This is a genomic window from Flindersiella endophytica, from assembly GCF_054779015.1.
Genome location: NZ_BAAGYY010000020.1, coordinates 73,483 through 95,421, shown reverse-complemented (window position 1 = coordinate 95,421; position 21,939 = coordinate 73,483). Strand labels below are relative to the sequence as shown.

General features: G+C 70.2%; 22 protein-coding genes. 14 read left to right on the top strand and 8 right to left on the bottom strand.

What is annotated here, in order from left to right; genetic code table 11:
- Window positions 1-10 precede the first annotated feature (10 nt).
- Window positions 11-820 (bottom strand): class I SAM-dependent methyltransferase, encoded by an 810-nt coding sequence (locus ACYVF6_RS23465; RefSeq protein WP_460524641.1) that lies wholly within the window; start codon window positions 818-820, stop codon window positions 11-13.
- A 4-nt stretch (window positions 821-824) separates the two neighbouring features.
- A complete protein-coding gene (locus tag ACYVF6_RS23460) occupies window positions 825-1,808 on the bottom strand; it encodes a helix-turn-helix transcriptional regulator (RefSeq protein WP_460524640.1) in 984 nt (327 codons plus the stop codon).
- A 181-nt stretch (window positions 1,809-1,989) separates the two neighbouring features.
- Between ACYVF6_RS23460 and ACYVF6_RS23455 the strand changes: the two genes are divergently transcribed.
- Entirely contained in the window at window positions 1,990-2,592 is a 603-nt protein-coding gene (locus ACYVF6_RS23455) for an AAA family ATPase (protein ID WP_460524639.1), read from the top strand.
- Between the two features lie 170 nt (window positions 2,593-2,762).
- Here the strand turns inward: ACYVF6_RS23455 and ACYVF6_RS23450 are convergent, their stop codons facing one another.
- Entirely contained in the window at window positions 2,763-3,536 is a 774-nt protein-coding gene (locus tag ACYVF6_RS23450) for a Clp protease/crotonase-like domain-containing protein (RefSeq protein WP_460524638.1), read from the bottom strand.
- Window positions 3,537-3,722: 186 nt separating this feature from the next.
- Here ACYVF6_RS23450 and ACYVF6_RS23445 point away from each other — a divergent pair, with 186 nt between their 5' ends.
- Window positions 3,723-4,625, top strand: coding sequence for an IclR family transcriptional regulator (locus ACYVF6_RS23445; RefSeq protein ID WP_460524637.1), 903 nt, complete (start codon window positions 3,723-3,725; stop codon window positions 4,623-4,625).
- A 19-nt stretch (window positions 4,626-4,644) separates the two neighbouring features.
- On the opposite strand, the gene ACYVF6_RS23440 is transcribed toward ACYVF6_RS23445, so the two are convergent.
- Window positions 4,645-5,313: an alpha-ketoglutarate-dependent dioxygenase AlkB family protein gene (locus ACYVF6_RS23440; protein ID WP_460524636.1), complete on the bottom strand. Its 669-nt coding sequence runs from the start codon at window positions 5,311-5,313 to the stop codon at window positions 4,645-4,647.
- A 156-nt stretch (window positions 5,314-5,469) separates the two neighbouring features.
- On the opposite strand from ACYVF6_RS23440, the gene ACYVF6_RS23435 reads away from it, so the two are divergent.
- The 5 genes from ACYVF6_RS23435 to ACYVF6_RS23415 are packed head-to-tail and all read left to right on the top strand — an operon-like array spanning window position 5,470 to window position 9,847.
- Window positions 5,470-6,075: a biotin transporter BioY gene (locus tag ACYVF6_RS23435; RefSeq protein ID WP_460524635.1), complete on the top strand. Its 606-nt coding sequence runs from the start codon at window positions 5,470-5,472 to the stop codon at window positions 6,073-6,075.
- A 32-nt stretch (window positions 6,076-6,107) separates the two neighbouring features.
- Window positions 6,108-7,385, top strand: coding sequence for a class I adenylate-forming enzyme family protein (locus ACYVF6_RS23430; RefSeq protein ID WP_460524634.1), 1,278 nt, complete (start codon window positions 6,108-6,110; stop codon window positions 7,383-7,385).
- A 40-nt stretch (window positions 7,386-7,425) separates the two neighbouring features.
- The gene (locus tag ACYVF6_RS23425; RefSeq protein WP_460524633.1) at window positions 7,426-8,580 is read left to right on the top strand and encodes a thiolase family protein; all 1,155 of its coding nucleotides are present in this window, start codon (window positions 7,426-7,428) and stop codon (window positions 8,578-8,580) included.
- Window positions 8,577-9,254: an energy-coupling factor ABC transporter ATP-binding protein gene (locus ACYVF6_RS23420; RefSeq protein WP_460524632.1), complete on the top strand. Its 678-nt coding sequence runs from the start codon at window positions 8,577-8,579 to the stop codon at window positions 9,252-9,254. Before ACYVF6_RS23425 ends, ACYVF6_RS23420 begins: the two co-directional genes overlap by 4 nt.
- Window positions 9,251-9,847 carry an energy-coupling factor transporter transmembrane component T family protein gene (locus tag ACYVF6_RS23415; protein ID WP_460524631.1) on the top strand — a complete coding sequence of 199 codons (597 nt, stop codon included), beginning with the start codon at window positions 9,251-9,253 and terminating at the stop codon, window positions 9,845-9,847. The genes ACYVF6_RS23420 and ACYVF6_RS23415 overlap by 4 nt, the downstream gene beginning before the upstream one ends.
- A gap of 94 nt (window positions 9,848-9,941) precedes the next feature.
- Here the strand turns inward: ACYVF6_RS23415 and ACYVF6_RS23410 are convergent, their stop codons facing one another.
- The 3 genes from ACYVF6_RS23410 to ACYVF6_RS23400 are packed head-to-tail and all read right to left on the bottom strand — an operon-like array spanning window position 9,942 to window position 12,650.
- A complete protein-coding gene (locus tag ACYVF6_RS23410) occupies window positions 9,942-11,204 on the bottom strand; it encodes an RNA polymerase sigma factor (RefSeq protein WP_460524630.1) in 1,263 nt (420 codons plus the stop codon).
- Window positions 11,205-11,214: 10 nt separating this feature from the next.
- Window positions 11,215-11,640, bottom strand: a complete 426-nt coding sequence (locus ACYVF6_RS23405) for a YciI family protein (RefSeq protein WP_460524788.1) — start codon at window positions 11,638-11,640, stop codon at window positions 11,215-11,217.
- 5 nt (window positions 11,641-11,645) lie between these two features.
- The gene (locus tag ACYVF6_RS23400) at window positions 11,646-12,650 is read right to left on the bottom strand and encodes an erythromycin esterase family protein (protein ID WP_460524629.1); all 1,005 of its coding nucleotides are present in this window, start codon (window positions 12,648-12,650) and stop codon (window positions 11,646-11,648) included.
- A 154-nt stretch (window positions 12,651-12,804) separates the two neighbouring features.
- Here ACYVF6_RS23400 and ACYVF6_RS23395 point away from each other — a divergent pair, with 154 nt between their 5' ends.
- The 3 genes from ACYVF6_RS23395 to ACYVF6_RS23385 all read left to right on the top strand — a co-directional run bounded on the left by ACYVF6_RS23395 (window position 12,805) and on the right by ACYVF6_RS23385 (window position 16,849).
- A complete protein-coding gene (locus ACYVF6_RS23395) occupies window positions 12,805-14,403 on the top strand; it encodes an ABC-F family ATP-binding cassette domain-containing protein (RefSeq protein WP_460524628.1) in 1,599 nt (532 codons plus the stop codon).
- A 127-nt stretch (window positions 14,404-14,530) separates the two neighbouring features.
- On the top strand, window positions 14,531-14,749 hold the full coding sequence (locus ACYVF6_RS23390; RefSeq protein WP_460524627.1) for a helix-turn-helix domain-containing protein: 219 nt from the start codon (window positions 14,531-14,533) through the stop codon (window positions 14,747-14,749).
- 216 nt (window positions 14,750-14,965) lie between these two features.
- Window positions 14,966-16,849: an ABC transporter ATP-binding protein gene (locus ACYVF6_RS23385; RefSeq protein WP_460524787.1), complete on the top strand. Its 1,884-nt coding sequence runs from the start codon at window positions 14,966-14,968 to the stop codon at window positions 16,847-16,849.
- A gap of 40 nt (window positions 16,850-16,889) precedes the next feature.
- Here the strand turns inward: ACYVF6_RS23385 and ACYVF6_RS23380 are convergent, their stop codons facing one another.
- Window positions 16,890-17,624 carry a Rossmann-fold NAD(P)-binding domain-containing protein gene (locus tag ACYVF6_RS23380; RefSeq protein ID WP_460524626.1) on the bottom strand — a complete coding sequence of 245 codons (735 nt, stop codon included), beginning with the start codon at window positions 17,622-17,624 and terminating at the stop codon, window positions 16,890-16,892.
- Window positions 17,625-17,820: 196 nt separating this feature from the next.
- On the opposite strand from ACYVF6_RS23380, the gene ACYVF6_RS23375 reads away from it, so the two are divergent.
- From ACYVF6_RS23375 to ACYVF6_RS23360, 4 genes are all read left to right on the top strand, one after another.
- Window positions 17,821-18,570 (top strand): SIR2 family NAD-dependent protein deacylase, encoded by a 750-nt coding sequence (locus ACYVF6_RS23375; RefSeq protein ID WP_460524625.1) that lies wholly within the window; start codon window positions 17,821-17,823, stop codon window positions 18,568-18,570.
- A 61-nt stretch (window positions 18,571-18,631) separates the two neighbouring features.
- Window positions 18,632-19,894 carry an alpha-L-fucosidase gene (locus ACYVF6_RS23370; protein WP_460524624.1) on the top strand — a complete coding sequence of 421 codons (1,263 nt, stop codon included), beginning with the start codon at window positions 18,632-18,634 and terminating at the stop codon, window positions 19,892-19,894.
- Between the two features lie 67 nt (window positions 19,895-19,961).
- Window positions 19,962-20,489: a SigE family RNA polymerase sigma factor gene (locus tag ACYVF6_RS23365; protein WP_460524623.1), complete on the top strand. Its 528-nt coding sequence runs from the start codon at window positions 19,962-19,964 to the stop codon at window positions 20,487-20,489.
- Window positions 20,482-21,885: a Kelch repeat-containing protein gene (locus tag ACYVF6_RS23360; protein WP_460524622.1), complete on the top strand. Its 1,404-nt coding sequence runs from the start codon at window positions 20,482-20,484 to the stop codon at window positions 21,883-21,885. The genes ACYVF6_RS23365 and ACYVF6_RS23360 overlap by 8 nt, the downstream gene beginning before the upstream one ends.
- The last annotated feature ends 54 nt before the right edge of the window (window positions 21,886-21,939 follow it).

Genomic DNA, 21,939 nt, shown 5'->3' with positions numbered 1-21,939 from the left:
ACGGGGAGAGCTAGGGGTTGATCACCCTGCCGACAGTGAGGGTCGACATCCAGTGCCGGATCAGCGAGTTGTCCGGACGATCGCCCAGCCGGCGGCGGACCTCGCCGTAGAGCCGGTCCCGCTTGGCCCGGTCCATCGCGATGTGACCGGAGAACGTGTCGAGCAGCGCGAGGTACTGGTCGGCGGTGTAGCGCAGCCCCCAGACGTACCGCCGCACGCCGACCACCTCGAACTGTCCGGACGCCTCGAGCTCGCCGGCGATCGAGTCGTGTACCTCCTCCGGCAGGGGCGGCGGGAACTGGTCGCCGGGCAGGCCCTCGCCGATCTCGTCGTAGACCTGCTGGATCTCGGTGAAGAACGGGTCGAAGTCCTTCGGGAACGCGTGCCCGGCGCCCCAGACCGCGAGGTGCCCACCCGGCCGGAGCACAGCGGCCGCATTGGCGTACTTGACGTCCTGGTCGATCCAGTGCCAGGCGGTGGCGGCGTAGGCCAGGTCGTACGCGTCCTCGGCCTTCCACTCCTCGAACGGCGTCGTCACGACGGAGACGCCAGGGAAGGCGGCGAGGTTGTGCCGTGCCTGCTGGGCGAGGTCGGCGCCGAGCTCGATCGCTGTGATCCGGAAGCCCCGCCGGGCCAGGGGGAGCGTGGCCTTCCCGGGGCCCGGGCCGATCTCGAGCAGGTCGGCCGGCGGCTGCAGCCCGGTCAGCTCCAGCAGGTCGTCGTACAGCTCTGTGGGGTAGTCGGGCCGGGCGTCCTGATAGGTGGCGGCGGCAGCGTCGAAGGTGGCGCGCAGCTGTGCGCCGGAGGGTTCTGGGGGCATGGGGTCATCCTGGCAGCCGCCCGGCTCCGGCCGCATCCGAGTTTGCGTGCAGGCGGAGGATGCCCTCGGCCGCCTCCGCCAGCTGTTCCCGCAGCTCGGCGGGTTCGAGCACCTCGATCGCATCCGCCATGCCGAGCAGGTAGAACCGGGCCTCGAAGGCGTTCTCGAACAGCATCTCCACGTTCGACCAGCCGTCGGGCAGTTCCTCGACCTCGACGATCTCCGTGCTCGGCGCCCAGGTGAGCCGTGCGTACGCGGTCTGCCGTACACGCAGCAGGACGCGGTAGACCCTGCGCTGCTTGAGGAAACTCTCCCACGAGGACGTCCAGTACGCCGGCAGGTCGAAGCCGTCCGGCCGCTCGAACGCCTCGTCCGTCAACTCGGCGTTGCGAATGCGCTGGACCTTGTACGTACGAACGGCGCCATCGGGCCGGGCGGCGACGAGGTACCACGTGCGGTGCTTGGCCACGAGCCCGAGCGGCGACACAGCGGCAGCCTGCGGCCACGAGCCGTAGAGCAGGGCGATCTTGCGCTGCTCCCACAGGCCGCGCTGCAGGACGTCCAGTGCGGCCGCGCCGGCCGCGTCGACGCCGGACCAGTCGGTGTGGTCCACGAGGATGCGCTGCCGGGCGTACTCCGCGTCCTGCCTGGCGTGCGCCGGCAGCGCGGAGAGCAGCTTCAGCACGGCGGTGTCGGCGGCCTCCGACAGGCCGAGGTCGGCGAGCACGGATGCGGTCCGGCCGACGAAGATGCTGGCGGCCTCCGCGGGTGTCAGGCCTCCGACGTTGACGCGGTAGTCCTTGGCCAGCGTCCAGCCACCACCGCGGCCGCGGACGGCGTAGACAGGGATGCCCGAGAGGCTCAGCGACTCCAGGTCGCGCTGGATCGTGCGCGTCGACACCTCGAGGCGCTCGGCGAGCTCACGTGCGGTCAGCTGGCCGGACGACTGCAACAGCAGGATCAGGCGTAGTAGCCGTTCCGCCCTCATGTCCGTCCCATGGGTGTCATTGTGTCGGAAAAATAGGACATCCGATGGCGACGACTCAGGGGATTCTCAGGGCTCCATCGGGTGAGTTCCGGAACACAAGGCGGCGCTGGAACGGTTGGATAGTAATGAACGGGTAAAGACCGCGCTGGAGCGTGTTCTCTCGAAGGGGGCAGTGATGGTCATGACGGCACCTGCCGTCCGTCGAGCGAGCCGCGAGCTGCGCGGCCGAGAGCTCACGGAGCTGCACTACCCCGCCAACTCGCTGGTGCTGCTGGCCGGAGTCCCCGGGGCGGGCAAGAGCACGCTGCTGCGGCGGATGAGCTGGGAGTCCGGCGGCCGCAAGGTCCGCGTCCTCGACTCCACCGACGTCCGCGCGTGGCTGCAGCCGGTGCTCGGGCGACTGCCGTACGCCAGATGGCGTCCGGTCGTGCACACGCTGCACTACCTCCGGGTCGTCGGGGCGATCGCGCTCGGCGGGCCACTCGTCGTACACGACTGCCTGACCAGGCCGTGGGTGCGCTGGGCGTTCGGGACGCTGGCCCGCGGAACCGGGCTGCGCGTGCACCTGCTGCTGCTCGACGCCACCGAGCAGGAGGCGCTGGACGGGCAGCGAGCCCGCGGCCGGCAGGTCCGCGAGGACAGCTTCCGCCTGCACTGCCGGCGGTGGCGCAAGGTGCTGCGGATGGCCGAGCAGGATCCCGCCCGGCTGGTTCAAGGCGCGGAGTCGGCCGTGGTGCTGGACCGGCGGGCGGCCGCCCGAGTCACCACGATCCGCTTCCGCTGAAGCCGCGAATGACCACGCTAACTACGGAAATTCGGGCTTGGCCACGCGTCGACACGTGGCCAAGCACGGTCTGACGTGGCGAGGTTCGCCACGCCCCTAGGTCCTTAACCACGTCCCGGCGCGTGGTTAACCAGCCAATCGCGTGGTTAACGTGGTCATTCGCGGCGGGCTCAGCTGAAGTTCGGGGTGCGCTTCTCCAGGAACGCGCGTACGCCCTCGGAGTAGTCGGCGGACTCGACGGAGTCGTTGCGTAGCCGGGTGGTGGTGTCGTCGTCTTCGACCTGGCCCGCCACGATGCGGTTGACCATGACCTTGGCCGCGCGGACGCTGACCTGCGAGCGGCCGGCGATCAGCCGGGCGAAGGCGTAGGTGTGCGACTCCAGGTCGTCGGCCGGCAGGACCTCATCGAGCAGCCCGAGTGCCTGCGCGCGGTCGGCAGGCAGATGGCTCCCCGACATGAGGATCCACTTGGCGCGGGACGGGCCGACCAGGTCGACCAGGCGTTTGGTCGACTCCAGCCCATAGACGACACCGAGCTTGGCCGGCGTGATGGCCATCGTCGCGGTGTGGTCGCCGAAGCGCAGGTCGGCGGCCAGGGCGATGCCGCACCCGCCACCGATGCAGTAGCCGCGGATCATCGCGATCGACGGCTTGGCGAGGCCCGCAAGCGTTCGTTCGGCGACGGCGACCTGTGCGTTGTAGACCTTGGCGGCCTCGGCGGTTCCGCGTACGGACTCGAACTCCGCGATGTCGGCGCCGGAGGCGAACGCCCGCTCGCCGGCACCGCGCAGCACGATCACGCGGACGTCCGGATCGGCGTCGAGCTCGGTGAACAGCCGGGGGAGCGCGCCGAACATCTCGAACGTGATCGCGTTGTGCCGCTCGGGCCGGTTGAACGTCACGGTCGCGACGTGGTGGTCGCGCGTGACAAGCAAGGAGTCCATCGCTCCCAACCCTCCCACCTCGGCGCCACTCTGCTAGGCGATGCGGCTCCGCCGCGTGGCCCCAGCCGATCAAGATCAACTCGATCGGCGAACCAAGATCAATATGAGATAGCGTCTAACCGCACCGTGGGATCGCGGAACACGTTGTGATCTCGCCATTCAGGAAACCAGAGGGACTGGGGTAGCGTGGCAACGGATCGCCAGAGCCAAGTCACGAACGGTATTTACACAACCGACGACACGGACGACGACATGGATGACGCAGCTGAAGGCGGCGCCAAACAAAGGCGCGGGGTGCAGTCGATCAACCGGGCCGTTGCCATCCTGAAGTGCTTCGACGCCGACCATCCCCGGTTAGGGATCACCGACGTTTCACGGATGACGGGGCTTTCCACCAGCACGGCTCACCGCCTGCTGACATCGATGATGGACAACGGCCTGATCCGTCAGATGTCCGACCGTAAGTACACGCTCGGATCGATGCTGATCCAGCTCACCCGCAGCGGCGCGGTTCCGAGCTCGTTGCGCGATGCCGCCATCCCGATGATGGAGAAGCTGCGCGACCGCGTGGGCGAAACCATCGGGCTGCACGCGCTGCTGCCGAGCTACGAGCGCGCGGTGATCGACCAGGTCGAGAGCCGGGAGCCGCTGCGGCGCACCTACACAGAGTTCGGCCAGCCGATCCCGTTGTCGCTCGGCGCGCCGGGCAAGGTGTTGCTGGCTCACCTGCCGTACGAGCTGCAGGAGCAGATCCTGACCAAGCCGATCCCGCAGGCCACGCCGGCCACACCGACCGACGCGCACGAGCTGCGGGCGCAGCTGGCCGAGATCCGCAACCGCAACTACGCCCTCTCGTTCTCCGAACGCACGGCCGGCATCCGCACGATCGCCTCGGCGGTGTTCGAGGCGGGCGGCAACCTGCTGGCGTCGATCAGCGTTTCGGCGCCGGCGATCCGGATGGCTCCGGAGAAGATGGTCGAGCTCGGGCCGGAGGTCGCCGACACCGCGTGGAAGATCTCGGAGACGCTGGGTGCCAGCCGGAGCATGATCGGCCGCACGTTGACCGCCGCTTCACCGTTGCCGGAGTAACCGCTTACCCACGCCCTGGTCATGGTGGCCGCAGGCCGGACTGGCGCAGGGTGATGTTGAGCCTGGCCCCGTTCGGGGCACTGTCCAGGCCGATGCCGGCCGGACCGGTGCCGGGGTAGGTCCTGGGTACGCCGTGGTAGGCCAGCCGGGAAGGCCCGCCGAAGACGAACAGGTCGCCGGACTCGAGCCGGACGTCGGTCCAGGGTTTGGAGCGGGTCTCGGTGTTGCCGAAGCGGAACACGCAGGTGTCGCCGAGGCTCAGGGAGACCACGGGCGCGAGACTCTGCTCGTCCTTGTCCTGGTGCAGGCCCATCCTGGCCTCGGCGTCGTAGAAGTTCACCAGGGCGATGTCCGGCTGGTACGCCTCGGCCTGTGCAGGATCGGCGTACGCGGAGGAGACCGCCCGGCGCCCGAGGTCGGCGAGCCAGCCGGGGAACGGCTTCACCGGCGAGCCGTCGTCGGCGACTTTGGTGTAGGTGTAGGGCCGCCAGTGCCAGCCGAGGCAGACCGTGCGTACCGACATCACACCGCCGTTCGGCAGCTTGGTCTGCCGCATGCCGGCCGGTCCCTGCGCCCACTCCCGGCACACCTCCACCAGCCAGCGCTGCTCGTCGACGTCCAGCCAGGCGGGTACGTGCACCGCTCCCTCGGCGATCTCGCGCCGTTCCGCACCGAACAACGTGCCCATGCGCCCGAGTTTGTCAGGCGCCGCCAACCGTCACGCGCCCAGCTTTGGCCGCCTCGTCACCGGGCAACGCCTCCAGCACGCACCTAGGCTCGAAATCGGCCGGGACCTCAGAAGCGCTCACAGTGCCCACGCAGTCCCAAACAGTGGAGGAACCACATGTCCGAACCCCGTCGCCTGCCTGCCAGGGACCTCGCGCTGATCGCGCTGTTCGCCGGGCTGATCGCGGCGCTCGGGCTTCCCGGCACGCTCAACCTCTTCGGCAACGCCGTACCCGTCACCGCGCAGACGTTGGGGGTGATGCTGGCCGGCTCGATCCTCGGTGCCAAGCGCGGCTTCCTCGCCGTGCTCGTGTTCGTCGCCCTGGTAGCGGCCGGCCTGCCCTTGCTCGCCGGCGGGCGGGGCGGGCTCGGCGTGTTCGCCGGACCGTCGGTCGGCTACTTCCTCGGCTGGCTGCCTGGCGCCTGGGTCGTGGGCTGGCTCACCGAGCAGGTGCTGGCCCGCGGCGGCAAATACTCCCTGCCGATCGGCTTGGTCGCGAACGTCGCCGGCGGCATCCTGGTCGTCTACGCGCTCGGGATCCCGTTGCAGGCTTGGCGGATCGGCACGTCCGGCCTGGTCGCGACCGCCGTCGCCGCGCTGGTCTACCTGCCTGGCGACCTGATCAAGGCCGTGGTCGCGACGCTGGTCGCCAAGGGCGTGCACACCGGCTACCCGACGCTCGGGAGAACAGGAGCCGAACGCAGTGGCGGAACTCCACAGTGATCGTTTGGCTACAAGCTGTACGGTCCATTCCGATGCCTATTTCACGTGATGTCGTCCGCCGAGCCGCCGCCCAGCCCGATCGCCTGGCGATCACCGGGCCGGGTGGCGACGTCAAGTTCGGCGAGCTGGCGGCCCGCGCGCGCCAGCAGTCCGCAGTCATTCCCGAAGCCAGGATGGTCCTTGACGACGCCGATCCAAAAGCTCTGATCACCGGACTGCTCGCCGCCGACCTGGCGGGCGTCGCGGCGATCGTCGTCGACCACGCCTGGCCCAAGCCCGTACGCCACGCCGCCGTCGCCGAGGCTGACCGGTTGCTCGCGAAGTACGGATCGGACATCCGGCTCGTCGTGTTCACGTCCGGCAGCACGGGCACACCCAAGCCTGTGGTGCGTACGTCGACCTCGTGGACGCACAGCTACCCGACGTTCTCGGCCATCACCGGTGTCGAGGAGCACGACACCGTGCTGATCCCGGGCCGGATGTCGGGCAGCCTGTTCCTGTTCGGGGCGATCCACGCGCTCACGATGGGCGCCGCCGTCCACCTGCTGCCGCAGTGGTCGGCCCGGCAGGCCGCGCGGGCCGCGCGCGAGTGCACGGTCGTCCACGTCGTGCCGTCGATGCTCGCCGCGCTGGCGGCCGAGGGTGTGCAGACCCAGTCCAAGCTGCGGCTGGCGATCTGCGGAGGCGCGGAGCTGGCGCCAGACGTCGAGGGCGCGGTCACCGAGGCAGGCATCGAGGTCGTCGAATACTACGGCGCCGCCGAGCTGTCGGTGGTCGGCGTGCGGACCGCGGGCTCGCCGCCGGGCCGGTTCCGCGTGTTCCCTGGCGTCGAGGCCGTCGTGAAGGACGGCCTGCTCTGGGCGAAGAGTCCCTACCTCGCGGCCAGTGCCTTACGCGACGCCGACGGCTTCGCGTCGGTAGGCGACCGGGCCGAGGCGCTCGACGACGGGAAGTTCCTCGTCGGTGGCCGCACCGGCCAGGCAATCACGTCGGGTGGCGTCACTGTGCAGCCCGACGGGGTGGAGCGGGTGCTGCGCGGGCTGCCGTTCGTCGCCGACGTCGTGGTCGTGGGTGTGCCGCATGCCGAGCTGGGTGAGGTCGTCGCCGCGGTGATCGAGCCCACCGACGGCCTCTCGCCCGGGCTCGGTGCGCTGCGCACAGCCGTCGCCGGGAGCCTGCCGGCAGCCGAGCGACCGCGCCGGTGGTACCTCATCGACCGGTTGCCGCGTACGGGCTCGGGCAAGCTCGCCCACGCCCAGGTCCGGTCCGGGCTGGCCGACGGCACGTTGGAGGCACGTCCCCTGACATGAGACAGGTCTGAACCAGGGATGAACCAGGGATGAAACAGCCATGAGCGCCGTGATCGTCGCGGCCCGGCGCACACCGATCGGCACCGCCGGACGGGCGCTGGCCGGCCTGCGGGTCGAGGAGCTGGCAGCGCCGGTGCTGCGGGCACTGGTCGCCGAGCTGGCTTCGAGGCCCGGGCTGCGGGGCCGGCCGGTCGACGACGTGGTGCTCGGCAACTGCATGGGGCCGGGCGGCAACCCGGCCAGGGTGTCGGCGCTGGCGGCGGGTCTCGGCGTCTCGGTCACCGGGCTCACCGTCGACCGGCAGTGCGGCAGCGGGCTGGCGGCGATCACTGTGGGAGCGGCGGCGGTCGAGGCCGGGCGCGCATCGCTCGTGCTGGCGGGCGGCGTCGAGAGCGCGTCGACGGCGCCGATCCGGGCCTGGCGAGACTCTGGGGAGACCTACGATCGGGCGCCGTTCGCGCCGGAGCCGTTCGCCGACCCCGAGATGGGCGAGGCCGCCGACGCGCTGGCCCGGTCGGCCGGGATCAGCCGCCGCCGGCAGGACGAGTACGCCGTGCGCAGTCATGCGCGCGCGGTGGCCGCCTACGAGCGCGAGCGGTTCGACCAGGAGCTTGTCCCGGTCGGAGGTCTGGATCGCGACGAGCGGGTACGCACCGGGCTCTACAGCCGGCCCGACCGGCTGGCGCGGCTGCGGCCGGCGTTCGTACCTGACGGCACGGTCACCGCCGGCAACTCCTGCGGGATCAGCGACGGTGCCGCGGCGGTCGCCCTCGTACCCCACGAGCTGCGCGCCGGTGCGCCGGGCTTGCGGATCCTCGACTGGGAGTGCGCCGGCTGCGACCCGGCGCTGCCGGGGATCGGACCTGTGCCGGCGATCCGGAACCTCCTTGCCCGGCAGGGCTGTACTGTGGCCGACCTCGCCGCGGTCGAGATCGTCGAGGCGTTCGCCGCGCAGGTGCTCGCGTGCACCGACGCGCTGGGCCTCGACCCCGAGGTGGTCTGCCCCGACGGTGGGGCACTGGCGCTCGGCCATCCGTGGGGCGCTTCCGGCGCGGTGGCGATGGTGCGGTTGTTCAGCCGGCTCGCCGGCCATGACAATGGGCCCGGAAGAGGCCTCAGAAACCAACTCGGACTCGCTGCCGCGGCGATCGGCGGCGGCATGGGGATCGCCTGTCTGGTGGAAGCCGTTCGATGATCGAGCTGTTCGACGTCACGCACCGGTACGGCTCGCGCGTGGTGCTGCGCGAGGTGTCCGTGCGCCTCACCGAGCAGCGGATCGGCGTGATCGGCGCCAACGGCTCGGGCAAGTCGACGTTCGCGCGGCTGCTGAACGGACTCGTGGTGCCGTCGACCGGTCGCGTGCTGGTCGACGGGCTCGACACCCGGCGGCGTGGCGCGGACGTGCGCAAGCGGGTCGGCTTCGTCTTCACCGACCCCGACGCGCAGGTCGTCATGCCGACCGTCGCCGAGGACGTCGCGTTCGGCCTGCGGAGGCGCGGGCTGTCCCGGAACGAGATCTCGCGGCGGGTGTCGGTGGCCTTGGAGCGTTACGGGCTGGCGTCCTACGCCGACCATCCGGCTCACCTGCTGTCTGGCGGCCAGAAGCAGCTGCTGGCGCTGGCGGGCGTCCTCGCGACCGAGCCCGAGACGCTCGTGTGCGACGAGCCGACCACGCTGCTCGACCTGCGCAACGCCCGGATGGTCGCCGGGCTGCTGGCGTCGCTGCCACAGCGGATCGTGCTGGTGACCCACAACCTCGACCTGCTCGACGGCTTCGACCGCGTCCTGGTCTTCGACGAGGGGCGGCTGGTCGCCGACAGCACACCGGCCGAGGCCGTCTCGGCCTACCTCAAGCTGGTCGACGGATGAGCGGGCTGGGGTTGTACGTGCCGGGCGCCTCGGTGCTGCACCGGGCACCCGCCGGGCTGAAGCTGGCGGGGCTGGCGGTCGCCGCGGTGCTGGCGCTTTGGTCGCCGGTCACGCTGGCGGCGTTGGGATTCCTCGTGGTCGCCGGCTTCGTGGTGGCGCGGGTGCCGTGGCGCGTCGGGTGGGCGCAGGTCGCACCGGTGTCGTGGTTCGCCGTTCCGTTGCTGGCGTTCCAGTGGGTGTTCGCCGGCCCGGCGCGCGCGGTGCTCGTCGTCGGGCAGTTGGTGGTGCTCGTGCTGCTGGCCGCGCTGGTCACGCTGACGACGCGCGTACTCGCGATGGTCGCGGCGTTCGAGTGGATGCTGTCGCCGCTGGCGCGTGTCGGCGTCCGGCCGGATCGGGTCGGGCTGGTTCTGGCGTTGACGATCCGGTGCGTGCCGCTGGTGGCACAGGCCTATCAGCAGGCCAGGGAGGCGCAGCGAGCACGCGGGCTGGAGTGGAGCGCGGTGGCACTGGTGGTGCCGCTGATCGTGCGCCTGCTCAGGAAGGCCGACGCGATCGGCGAAGCCCTCGCCGCCCGCGGGCTCGACGACTGACCGCTGCAAAACCCAAATGACCACGGGCCCGTGGGCATTTGGGTTTGCCAGGTGGACTTGCCACGGGTGGGTCGCAATGACCGAGCAACCGTGGTCATTGCGCCGAGGGCGGCAGCAGGCGAACCGCACGCGTGTTGAGATAGCGGCGCTGCTGCGCGTTCGTCGCCCGGGAGGCGGCGAGCAGGTACGCCTCACGCGCGCCGCCCAGATCACCCGCCATCTCCAGCAGGTGCGCCCGCACCGCGGGCAGCCGATGGTCGGCCGCGAGCTTCTTCTCCAACGGCTCGAGCAGACGCAAGCCGTCAGCAGCCCCATGCGTCATCGCCACAGCGACCGCGTGGTTCAGTGCGATCACGGGGTTGCCGGCGTTTCCCGGCAGCCGGAGCAGGACCTCGTACAGCGCGGTGATCTGCGGCCAGTCGGTGGCCTCGGCGCTGGCCGCCTCGTCGTGCAGGGCGGCGATCGCGGCCTGGACCTGGTACGGGCCGGTGTCGCCGCGGGGGAGTGCCTGCTCGACCAGCGCGAGGCCCTCGGCGATCTGCCCGGCGTTCCACAGCCGCCGGTCCTGCTCGGCCATCGGCACCAGCGACCCGTCCGGTGCCGTACGAGCGGGCCGCCGCGCGTCGGTCAGCAGCATCAGCGCCAGCAGCCCGGTCACCTCGCTGTCGTCCGCCGTCGACTCGCCCAGCAGCCGGTGCAGCAGCCGGGTCAGCCGGATCGCCTCCGCGGCCAGGTCGGCGCGCTGCAGGTCGGGCCCGGCCGTGGCGGCGTAACCCTCGTTGAAGATGAGATACAGCACGTGCAGGACGGCTGCGAGCCGCCTCTCGCGTTCGGCGGGCGGCGGCAGCGCGAACGGCACGCCGCTGTCGCGGATGCTCTGCTTGGCGCGGGTGATCCGGCGCGTCATCGTCGCCTCGGGTACGAGGAACGCGCGTGCCACCTCGCCCGTCGTGAGCCCGCCGACCGCGCGCAGTGTCAACGCGATCTGCGACGCCGGCGACAGCGACGGGTGGCAGCACATGAACAGCAGCACGAGCGAGTCGTCGGCCGCTCCGGAGGAGTCTGCCCCCGGCACGACCCAGTCGCTCGGCAGTGCCCACTGCGCCACGGTGTCCTCCCGGCGCTGCCGAGCCTGCTCACTGCGCAGCAGGTCGGTCAGCCGCCGCGAGGCGACGGTGATCAGCCAGGCCCGCGGGTTGTCCGGTACACCTTCGGACGGCCACTGTGTCGCCGCCGCCAGCAGCGCCTCCTGTACGGCGTCCTCGGAGGTGTCGAAGTGGCCGTACCGCCGGACCAGCGCGCCGAGGACCCGCGGCGCCAGTTCGCGCAGCAGGTCCTCCAGCTCGACGGGGCGCAACGGCGCTCTGCTATCCGGCCCAGCCGTCCGGCTCCGGCGGATGCTCGTCGATCGGCCGGATGTCGACATACCACTCACGCCCGAGATCGGTGCCGGCCGGATGCGGCGTGTCCGCCAGCTTGGCGGCGATCTGCGTGGCCCGGTCGAAGCTCTCGCACTCCACGACCGTGTAGCCGGCCAGCACCTCCTGGGTCTCGGCATACGGGCCGTCGGTCACGACCGGCACTCCGTCCTTCACCGACACCCGGCGCGCGTGCGCCGGCGCCGACAGCCCGCGTGCGTCGACGAACTCGCCGGACTCCACCAGGTCGTTGTTCCACTTGGTCATGAACTCGTGCATCGCGGTGACGTCCTCGGCCGTCCAGGCCGGCTGGCCAGGGTTGTCCTTGCCGGTCAGGAAGTCGTAGTCGTGCTGCGAGCCCATCATCATGATCATGTACTTCACGGTGTCTCCTTCGCAGGTGGCGCGGGTTCGGCGCCGCTCACCTGAGACGTCGATCCCCCCGGACCGGACCGGACATCCTCCTGAGCGAATTCTTCCAACCTGCGGCTCGGCGTCACCGTCTCGAGCCGGGCGATCGCGTCGAACCAGCCGCCCAGCGTGCCGTTGGTCATGTTGTGCGAGGCGTCCCGGCCCGGGTCGTAGGTGGGTCCGATCGCGCGGAGCAGGGCCGGTGCGGTCAGCCACGTCCGTACGGTGTCCGGCGCCTCCGAACGCAGGTCCAGCAGGTACGTGCCGCCGGGCAGCTGGTCGTCGGCGAAGTCGGCCCGCGGCGGCGGTACGTCCCGCGGCTCCCACCAGCCGGGGACGCCCTGGTTGACCGAGCCGTGCCCGAAGCAGGTGGCGATGGCGACATACTGCTCGCCGAACCGTGCACGCAGGTGAGCGCCCGTGCTCATCCGCTCGCGGTCGTCGGCGACGTGGACGTTGTGCGCCCAGTAGGCGAGCTTCGAGCCGGTCTGCTCGTGCCACCGCAGGAGGTTCTCCGCCATCTTCTGGTCGCGGTGGGCGAAGCGCTGCTCCGGCGGACAGGCGCGGAACTCCGGGCTGGACTGCACGTCGGCACCGACGAACCGGACGGGATCGTCGGGGTGCGCCAGGTTGTACGCCCGCATCCACTCCAGCACGCCGAGGATTTCCGTCGTACGCCAGACGACGATGCTGTCCCTGAGCAGCTCGCGCAGGTCGCCGGCACCGGTCGTGACGTAGGCGTCCAGCCGCCGTCCCTGCGGCTCGTCCTCCTCCCAGCCGACGGCCCGGAAGCCCAGGTGTTCGACGAGGTTGACCAGCATGCGGTGCTTGGTCGTGAACAGCTCGTGCGCGCCGTGCGCGGACTCGCCCAGCCCGACGACGGCCGCGTCGCCGGTGATCCGGCGCAGTGGCTCGACATCGGCGGGTGAGTGGGCGTTGCGGCGGATCCAGGCGGTGATATCGGCATCGGGCACAAGGCATTGTGGATCGTGCCTCGGCGAAACGCGGATGCGCCCTGGCGCACCCACCCCGTACACTTGGCCGCATGTCTACGCCCCGGACTTCTTAGCTCCGACACACAAGTCCTGACGACCACTGTGTGCTCGACCTTATCCGGAGCGTTCTTTCATGATCACTGCAAGTAAACTCGAACTCCGTGCCGGCGCGCGGCTGCTGCTCTCCGACGTCTCGTTCCGCGTAGCGGCTGGTGACAAGGTCGGTCTGGTCGGCCGTAACGGTGCTGGCAAGACCACGCTCACCAGGGTGCTCGCCGGCGAGGGCCAGGCTGCCGCGGGCACCGTCACCCGGTCCGGCTCGGTCGGCTACCTCCCGCAGGATCCGCGTACCGGCGACCTCGAGGTGCTGGCAAGAGACCGCGTACTCTCCGCGCGTGGCCTGGACGCCACCGTCCGGGCGCTGCGCAGCGCCGAGCTGGAGATGTCGTCGGCGGCCGGCAGCGCGCGCGACAAGGCGATGCGGGCCTACGCCCGGGCCGAGACCGAGTTCCTCGCCGGCGGTGGCTATGCCGCCGAGGCGGAGGCCGCGCAGGTCACCGCGAGCCTCGGGCTGCCCGACCGCGTGCTGGCCCAGCCGCTGCGTACGCTCTCCGGCGGCCAGCGCCGGCGCGTCGAGCTGGCCAGGATCCTGTTCTCCGGCGCCGACACGCTGCTGCTGGACGAGCCGACCAACCACCTCGACGCCGACTCCATCGGCTGGCTGCGCGACTTCCTGAAGGCGTTCAAGGGCGGCCTGGTCGTGATCAGCCACGACGTCGGATTGCTCGAGACAACCGTCAACCGCGTCTTCCACCTGGACGCCAACCGGGCCGAGCTCGACACCTACAACGTCGGCTGGCGCACCTATCTCGACCAGCGCGAGGCCGACGACCGGCGGCGCAAGCGCGAGCGGCACAACGCCGAACGCAAGGCCGGCGCCCTGCTCGCGCAGGCCGACAAGATGCGGGCGAAGGCCACCAAGGCGGTCGCCGCGAAGAACATGGCGCGGCGCGCCGAGCGGATGCTGTCGGAGCTGGAGGACGTCCGCCGGTCCGACAAGGTGGCGAAGATCCGGCTGCCGCAGCCGGCGCCCTGCGGAAAGACTCCGCTGTCGGCGACCGCGCTGTCGAAGTCGTACGGCTCGCTCGAGGTGTTCACCGACGTCGACCTGGCGGTCGACAAGGGCAGCCGGGTCGTCATCCTCGGGCTCAACGGCGCCGGGAAGACGACGCTGTTGCGGATCCTTTCCGGACTGGAGAAACCTGACACCGGATCGGTCGTACCCGGGCACGGGCTCAAGCTCGGCTACTACGCGCAGGAGCACGAAACGCTCGACCTCGATCGAACCGTCTCGGAGAACATGGCGTCGGCCGCACCCGACCTGACCGATGGCGAACGCCGTAAGGTGCTCGGCTCGTTCCTGTTCAGTGGCGACGACGTGGACAAGCCGTCCAGCGTGCTGTCCGGCGGCGAGAAGACCCGCCTGGCACTGGCGACGCTGGTCTGCTCCAGCGCGAACGTCCTGCTGCTCGACGAGCCCACCAACAACCTCGATCCGCTGTCCCGGCAGGAGATTCTCGGAGCGATCCGGAGCTACGGCGGATCCATCGTGCTGGTGACCCACGACGAGGGTGCTGTGGAGGCGCTCGAGCCGGACCGTGTCCTGCTGCTTCCCGACGGCGACGAGGACCTCTGGAACGCCGATTATGCCGACCTCATAGCTCTTGCCTGAGGCTTTTCGGTGTCCTGAGGGGATTTCGTGATCACGCACATCTAGCCAGCAGGCATGGCCGGGTCGATCATGGGGCATTGATGACAGTGATCAGGCGATCATGTAGCTCATCAGTGGGAGGCATCAGGTGGCCGAAACTCTGAAGAAGGGCTCCCGGGTGACCGGCGACAGCCGCACCCAACTCGCCCAGAACGTGAAACGACAGTACGACAACGGAGAGAGCATTCGCGACATCGCGGAGTCGACCGGGCGGTCGTATGGCTTCGTGCATCGCTTGCTCAGTGAGTCCGGTGTCAAGTTACGCGGTCGTGGCGGCGCGACGCGTGCCAAGAAGCGAGCCGGCTGACGGCTCGTACGCGGCACGTGTCGCCCGCCTCGGCGGGCTGAACGGGGTCTCAACCGTCTGTACAGCGGGGACACCGGGGACACTGGGGAAACCACACTGGGGATCACAGGGGACACTGAGAAACTCTGGGAACAACAGCCGCACCACTCCGGTTGCTGCTGACTGGGTCGCAGACCGCGGCCTGGCAGCTGCGATCAGTGGGAGCGAACCTTGTCGATGGGCTTTGGCGGCTGGGGGATGATGCGGTCCTTCAGCTCGGACCGGAACATCGCTCGCAAGAAGCTTGCTCCTGGAACGTTTCGCAGAATCGTACGATTCGCCCGGCCGTACACCTGGCTGATCGGCGGACTCGTACTCCTGATCGCCATTGACGCCGGATTGAGTGCTGCCAATCCGCTGATTTATCGAGAAATCATCAACCAAGGTGTGCTCGGTAAAGATGTTGGATTGGTGATCACTCTGGCTCTTGTGATCGCCGGTATTTCCGTGGCTTCCGCAGCGATGAGCCTGGTGCAGCGCTATTTCAGCTCGCGGATCGGCGAGGGCCTGATTTTCGACATGCGGTCGAAAGTTTTCGCCCACATCCAGCGCATGCCGATCGCGTTCTTCACGCGTACGCAGACGGGCGCGCTGGTCTCGCGGATCAACAACGACGTGCTGGGCGCGCAGCAGGCGTTCACGTCCACGATGTCGGGCGTGGTCAGCAACCTGCTGACGGCGGTCATCACGCTGGTCGCGATGTTCATCCTGTCGTGGCAGATCACGCTCGTGGCGCTGGTGATGCTGCCGCTGTTCCTGCTGCCGGCGCGCTGGATGGGCCGCAAGCTGCAGGCGATCACGCGTGAGTCGTACGACCTGAACGCCCAGATGAACGCGATGGTGACCGAGCGCTTCGGCGTGGCGGGGGCATTGCTGGTCAAGCTGTTCGGCCGGCACGAGGCCGAGGACGAGGGATTCACCAAGCGGGCGGGCCGGGTACGCGACATCGGTGTCACGCAGGCGATGTACTCGCAGGTGTTCTTCATCGCGCTGATGCTGGTCGCCTCGCTGTCGGTCGCGCTGGTCTACGGCTGGGGTGGCGTACAGGCGGTCAACGGAATCCTCGACGTCGGCACGCTGGTGGCGATGACGGCGTACCTCACGCGGCTGTACGGCCCGCTGGCGTCGCTGTCGAACGTGCACGTGAGCATCATGACGGCGCTGGTGAGCTTCGAGCGGGTGTTCGAGGTGCTCGACCTGAAGCCGATGGTGGCCGACGCTGCGTCGGCGCGGGCGCTTCCGGCGTCGGCGCCGAGCAGCCTGGCGTTCTCGCACGTGCGGTTCCGCTATCCGCGGGCCGACGAGGTGTCGCTGGCCTCCCTGGAGACGGTGGCGGTGCTCGACCAGACCAAGCCGGTCGAGGTGCTGCACGACGTGTCGTTCACCGTCCAGCCGGGGCAGCTGGTGGCGCTGGTCGGGCCGTCCGGGGCGGGCAAGACCACGATCACGGGCCTGGCGACCCGCCTCTACGACGCGACGAGCGGCTCCGTGCTGGTCGGCGGCGTCGACGTCCGCGACCTCACCCAGGACTCCCTGCGCGCGGCGATCGGCGTCGTGACGCAGGACCCGCACATGTTCCACGACACGATCCGGGCCAACCTGCTGTACGCCAATCCGTCCGCCACCGAGGACGACCTGGTGACCGCGCTGGAGGCGGCACAGATCTGGGGCCTGGTGTCAGGTCTCGCGGACGGCCTGGACACCGTAGTGGGGGAGCGTGGCTACCGTCTGTCGGGCGGCGAGAAGCAGCGGCTGGCGATCGCGCGCCTGCTGCTGAAGGCCCCTCGTTTCGTGGTGCTGGACGAGGCGACGGCCCACCTGGACTCCGAGTCCGAGGCGGCGGTGCAGCGCGCCCTGGCGACGGCTCTCGAAGGCCGGACCTCCCTGGTGATCGCCCACCGCCTGTCGACAGTGCGCGACGCCGACCAGATCCTCGTCCTCGACGAGGGCCGCATCGTGGAGCGGGGAACGCACGAGGAACTGCTCGTGCAGGGCGGCACCTACGCCGACCTGTACCAAACCCAGTTCCGCCCCCAAGCCGACGCCGCGCCGGCCGTCTGACCTACGACCGCCGTGCGCCCTCGGCTACCGCGGCGGGCGGCTAGAGCTGCCGGGAGATCCCGCCGTCGACGGGGATCGAGGCGCCGGTGACGTAGGCGGCCATCGGAGACAACACGAACGCCGCCACCCGGCCGAAGTCCTCCGGTGCTCCGATCCGCCGCAGCGGAACGCCGGCTTCGACCCGGCGCCGGTAGTTGTCCGGGTCGCCGCTCTGGGCCGCCAGCTCTTGCACTCGGTCGGTCTCGATCGTGCCGGGCAGGAGGCTGTTCACGCGGATGCCGCCCGGCCCCAGCTCGTCGGCCAGGGTCTTGGCCACGCCGGCCAGCCCGGGCCGTAGACCGTTGGAGATCGCGAGATTCGGCTGCGGCGAGCGGGCCGAGCTCGACAGCACGAACGCGATCGAGCCGCCGTTGCGGCAGGCCGCCGCGACCGCCCGGGCCAGTCGGATGGCACCCAGGTAGATCGACTCGAAGGCGGTACGCCAGTGCTCCTCGGGCGTGTCCATGGCCGAGCCCGCCGGCGGGCCGCCGACCGAGATGAGGGCACCGTCGAGGCGTCCCCACTTCGCCATCGCGGTGGCGACCAGGCGTTCGGCCGAAGCCGGATCGGCGTTGTCGGCGGCCACGCCGACCGCTCGCGCGGTGCCCAGGCTGCTGGCGGTGCGTTGTACGCCGTCCTCGCCGCGGGCGGAGATCACGACATACGCACCTTCGGCCACGAGCACCTCGGCGGTCGCCCGGCCGAGACCTCGGCTCGCACCCGTCAGCAGAAACACTCGGTCACGAACGCCAAGATCCAAAGCTCACCACCCTGCCGGCCCTGCTTACAGTTCGCATGTGGTTCCCGACCCTGCGAAACATCGGACTCACAGTACAGGTTGGACAGCCGGCCACTCCAGTACAACCCGGTGAAATGTGATCACAAATAGACCGTTCGGGCGTGCCTGCCCAGGGGCTATTACCGTTGGTGGCGTGACGGTTGACCTCGCCGAGCAAGTCTCGGACTGGCTGCGCGCGGCCGATGTCGTAACGGTGCTCACCGGCGCCGGAATCTCCACTGACTCCGGCATCCCCGACTTCCGCGGACCGCAGGGCGTCTGGACCAAGAACCCCGCCGCCGAACGCCTCTCGACGTTGCAGGACTACCTCGCCGATCCCGCCGTACGCGCGGAGGCCTGGCGCCGTCGCACCGACAACCCCGCGTTCGTCGCCGAGCCGAACGCCGCCCACCACGCGCTGGCCGAGCTCGAGCTCCACGGCATGCTCGACACCATCGTCACGCAGAACATCGACGGCCTGCACCAGAAGGCCGGCTCGGTGCACGTCATCGAGATCCACGGCACGGCACTGGAGACCGTCTGCATGTCGTGCGGCGACCGGCGTCCGATGGCCGAGGCGATCCGGCGCGTGCGGGCCGGCGAGACCGACCCACCGTGCGGTCGCTGCGGCGGAATCCTCAAGTCCGCAACGATTTCGTTCGGCCAGGCCCTCGACGCCGACGTGCTGGCCGCGGCCGAGCGGGCGACCCTGGGGTGCGACCTGTTCATCGCGATCGGCACGTCGCTGCAGGTCTATCCGGCCGCCGGCCTGTGCGACGTGGCGCGTTCGGTCGGCGCCAAGCTCGCCATCATCAACGCCCAGCCGACACCGTACGACGAAGTGGCCGACGCCGTGATCCGCGAGCCGATCGGCGAGGTCGTACCCCGGTTCGTGCAAAGCTGAGCGTCCGATTGAGGTCTGACCCGACGGTCCGCGCCCTGCCGACCGGTACGCTGACCGATCGATGAGAACGATTCCCACGCCAGGGCAGCTGGCCTGGCAGCGCGCAGGCTTCGGCATGTTCTGCCACTTCGGCATCAACACCTTCCACGACAAGGAGTGGAGCGACGGCACACTGCCGCCGTCCGGCTTCGACCCTTCAGCGCTCGACGCCCGGCAGTGGGTGCAATCCGCGGTTGACGCAGGCATGCGCTACGTCGTGTTGACGGCCAAGCACCACGACGGTTTCTGCCTGTGGCAGACCGACACCACCGACTACTCCGTACGTTCCTCGCCGTGGCGTGCGGGCCGCGGCGACGTGGTGGAGGAGCTGGCGGGCGCCTGCGCGGACGCCGGCCTGGGCTTCGGGCTGTACCTCTCGCCGTGGGATCGCAACGCGTCCTGCTACGACGACTTCGAGGCGTACGACGACTTCTACGCGCGGCAGCTGACCGAGCTGTGCACGCGGTACGGCAAGCTGTTCGAGGTCTGGTTCGACGGCGCCGGCTCCGAGGGCCACGTCTACAACTGGGACCGCATCATGTCGGTCGTCGGGGAGCACCAGCCGGACGCGATGGTGTTCAACATGGGCCGCCCCACGATCCGCTGGGTCGGCAACGAGGACGGCCTGGCCGCCGATCCGTGCCGCTACGTCGTCGAGAGCACCGAGGGCAACCACGCCGGCGCCGATCAGGTGGCGCTGTCGGGTTACCTGCCGCCCGAGTGCGACGTGCCGATCCGCGGCAACTGGTTCTGGCAGAGCGACGACGTGCACACGTTGAAGAGCCTGCGGCACCTGCTGGGCATCTACTACCGCTCCATCGGGCTGGGCGCCGGCCTGCTGCTGAACGTTCCGCCCGACCGGCGCGGCCTGCTCGACGACGCCGACGCCGCCCGGCTACGGGAGCTCGGCGAGGAGGTACGGCGGCGATTCTCCGCCGGCGCGCCTGCCGAGCTCGACGTGGACGGAGGCGGCGTCGTGACGGCCCGTTTCGCCGAGCCGACCCGCTTCGACCACCTCGTGCTGGAAGAGGACCTGAGCGCGGGACAGCGCGTCGACGGCCACGAGATCGTGGTCGACGGCCAGGTGGTGGCCGCCGGCCAGACCGTCGGCGTACGGCGGTTCCAGGTGTTCGGCGAGGTGACGGCCTCGGAGGTGCGGATCCGGCTACGCGGCGACCAGCCCGTGCTGGCAGCGGTCACCGCGCACGCGACCGGCCACTCGACGATCCCGGAGCTCGAGGAGCAGGTCCGCCACGTGGACGGCAAGGTCGACCGCCCCGCCTGATCCTCGCGACCGAAACGGAACCTTCGGTTCGGTCCAGGTGCTCTACTCCTTTCGAAGGGGGTGGGGAATGGCCGGCGAGGCGGAGCGGGCGTTCGGCGACTTCGTGGCCGCGCGCTACGGCAGCCTGGTGCGCTCGGCGTACCTGCTGACGGGCGATCTCGGGCATGCCGAGGACCTGGTGCAGACGTCGCTCATGCGCACGTACGGCTCCTGGCGGAACCTCGCCGATCCCGCGAACGCCGAGGCGTACACGCGCAAGGTCATGGTCCGGCTGGCGACTCGCTGGCGGAGGCGCAGATGGAGCGGAGAGGCGCCGACCTTCCCGCTGCCGGAGCCGCCGACGCCGGACCAGGCAGCCGACCTCGACCTGACCGACGCCGTTCGCCGCGCGCTGCGCTCGTTGCCGATCGCGCAGCGAGCCGTGCTGGTCCTGCGCTACTACGAGGATCGGACCGAGGCCGAGATCGCGGAGCTGTTGGGCTGTTCGGTAGGAACGGTGAAGAGCCGGGCGAGCCGCGCCCTGGCGACGCTACGTTCGGCCGGCCTGCTGCCCGCCGAACCCTCCGCCGACGGCGAAAGGGCGCGCCATGGGTGAGTACGAGAATGTCAAGGCGCTCCTGACGCGAGTCGCGGAGGCCCCCGGAGCGGAGTTCCGCGATCCAGTGGGCCGGCTGCTCCAGCGGATCCACCACAGGCGCCGGCGCCGGCGGGCCGTAGCCGTCGGGTGCGTGGCCGCGATGATCGTTCTCGCGCTGGTGGTTCCCACGATGGTCAGCCGCCGCAACGCCGGCAGTCCCGAGCCGGCGGAGTCGACGAAGGCCGCCAAGAGCATCGCCGTCCTCGCCCACGGGCGATGGTCTGCGCTGCCCGAGGCACCGGTCCCGGCGCGTTCCGGAGCGTCGGCCACCTGGACCGGCAGCCAGTTGCTGGTGTGGGGAGGAGCGACCCACGACAGCCGGGCCGAACCCGGATCCTGGCAGCCCCTCCTGCGGTCCGACGGTGCTTCGTACGATCCCAGGACCCGGCGGTGGGAGAAGCTGCCGCCCGCTCCGCTGAGCCCGCGGCTGCACCCGGCGTCGGCGTGGACGGGACGGGAGTGGCTGCTCTGGGGCAGCGACGACAGCATCCAGGAACCCGGAGAGGAGAGCACGGACGGCTTCGCCGACGGTGCCGCCTACAATCCGCGGGCCAGGGCCTGGCGGAAGCTTCCGCCCGCGCCACTCGGCAAGAACATCGACGCCCGGGCGGTGTGGACGGGCCAGGAGATGGTGATCGTCAGCGGAGGCCGTTCCGGCGGGATCGCCGCGTACGATCCGGACCGGAACAGCTGGCGGAAGCTCCCTGCCCTGCCGCTCGAATCGGACTGGGTGCTGGACGGCACCACTCCGGTCTGGGCCGGAGGCCGGTTGTACGTGTGGGCCAACTGGTACATCGACGCGGGTCCCGGGCAGGAACCGTACAGATACCGCACGGACGTCTTCGAGTTCGACGCTGCTCGCGCCCGATGGGAGCGGCCCGCGTTCACCGGTGACGTGCCACCCGGCATGGCCGGCGAGTGGGCCTGGACCGGCACCGAGCTGGTCATGCCCGCGCTGGTGACGTACCAGCCTGCCGGCGCCGTGGGCGGCTCAGACCCGGTGGAGCCGCCGGGTTACGCCCTGGACCCGGGCACGGGTCGCTGGCGCCGGACGGCTCCGGCACCGCTGGGCGGCGCCACACGGATGACGATCTGGACGGGCGACGCGTACGTCACCATCGTCGGTGCCCTGGTGCCGACCGGTGTCCAGCTCGGGCAGGTGACGGCGTGGGACGCCGGGCGAAACCGCTGGACCCAGCTCGCCCGGGCGCCGTACACGTCCGGCGAGCAGGATGCGGTGGCGGTATGGACCGGGCGTGAGCTGCTGGTGTGGGGATCGTTGTTCCCCGCCGGCTACACGGGGAACGAGTGGTACAAACAGGGCCGATCCATGGGTATGCGGCTCGGACCCTAGACGATCTGTTCCAAGGGGTCGCCGGTCAAGCGCGCGGCGGATGGCGCCGCGCTG

Excerpts from the sequence above, each read along its gene's own strand:
- ACYVF6_RS23360 (WP_460524622.1), top strand. The coding sequence starts at position 20,482 with ATGGGTGAGTACGAGAATGTCAAGGCGCTCCTGACGCGAGTCGCGGAG.
- ACYVF6_RS23435 (WP_460524635.1), top strand. The coding sequence starts at position 5,470 with ATGTCCGAACCCCGTCGCCTGCCTGCCAGGGACCTCGCGCTGATCGCG.
- ACYVF6_RS23425 (WP_460524633.1), top strand. The coding sequence starts at position 7,426 with ATGAGCGCCGTGATCGTCGCGGCCCGGCGCACACCGATCGGCACCGCC.
- ACYVF6_RS23455 (WP_460524639.1), top strand. The coding sequence starts at position 1,990 with ATGACGGCACCTGCCGTCCGTCGAGCGAGCCGCGAGCTGCGCGGCCGA.
- ACYVF6_RS23385 (WP_460524787.1), top strand. The coding sequence starts at position 14,966 with ATGGGCTTTGGCGGCTGGGGGATGATGCGGTCCTTCAGCTCGGACCGG.
- ACYVF6_RS23415 (WP_460524631.1), top strand. The coding sequence starts at position 9,251 with ATGAGCGGGCTGGGGTTGTACGTGCCGGGCGCCTCGGTGCTGCACCGG.
- ACYVF6_RS23430 (WP_460524634.1), top strand. The coding sequence starts at position 6,108 with ATGCCTATTTCACGTGATGTCGTCCGCCGAGCCGCCGCCCAGCCCGAT.
- ACYVF6_RS23450 (WP_460524638.1), bottom strand. The coding sequence starts at position 3,536 with ATGGACTCCTTGCTTGTCACGCGCGACCACCACGTCGCGACCGTGACG.
- ACYVF6_RS23365 (WP_460524623.1), top strand. The coding sequence starts at position 19,962 with ATGGCCGGCGAGGCGGAGCGGGCGTTCGGCGACTTCGTGGCCGCGCGC.
- ACYVF6_RS23440 (WP_460524636.1), bottom strand. The coding sequence starts at position 5,313 with ATGGGCACGTTGTTCGGTGCGGAACGGCGCGAGATCGCCGAGGGAGCG.
- ACYVF6_RS23420 (WP_460524632.1), top strand. The coding sequence starts at position 8,577 with ATGATCGAGCTGTTCGACGTCACGCACCGGTACGGCTCGCGCGTGGTG.
- ACYVF6_RS23465 (WP_460524641.1), bottom strand. The coding sequence starts at position 820 with ATGCCCCCAGAACCCTCCGGCGCACAGCTGCGCGCCACCTTCGACGCT.
- ACYVF6_RS23395 (WP_460524628.1), top strand. The coding sequence starts at position 12,805 with ATGATCACTGCAAGTAAACTCGAACTCCGTGCCGGCGCGCGGCTGCTG.
- ACYVF6_RS23370 (WP_460524624.1), top strand. The coding sequence starts at position 18,632 with ATGAGAACGATTCCCACGCCAGGGCAGCTGGCCTGGCAGCGCGCAGGC.
- ACYVF6_RS23405 (WP_460524788.1), bottom strand. The coding sequence starts at position 11,640 with ATGATCATGATGATGGGCTCGCAGCACGACTACGACTTCCTGACCGGC.
- ACYVF6_RS23460 (WP_460524640.1), bottom strand. The coding sequence starts at position 1,808 with ATGAGGGCGGAACGGCTACTACGCCTGATCCTGCTGTTGCAGTCGTCC.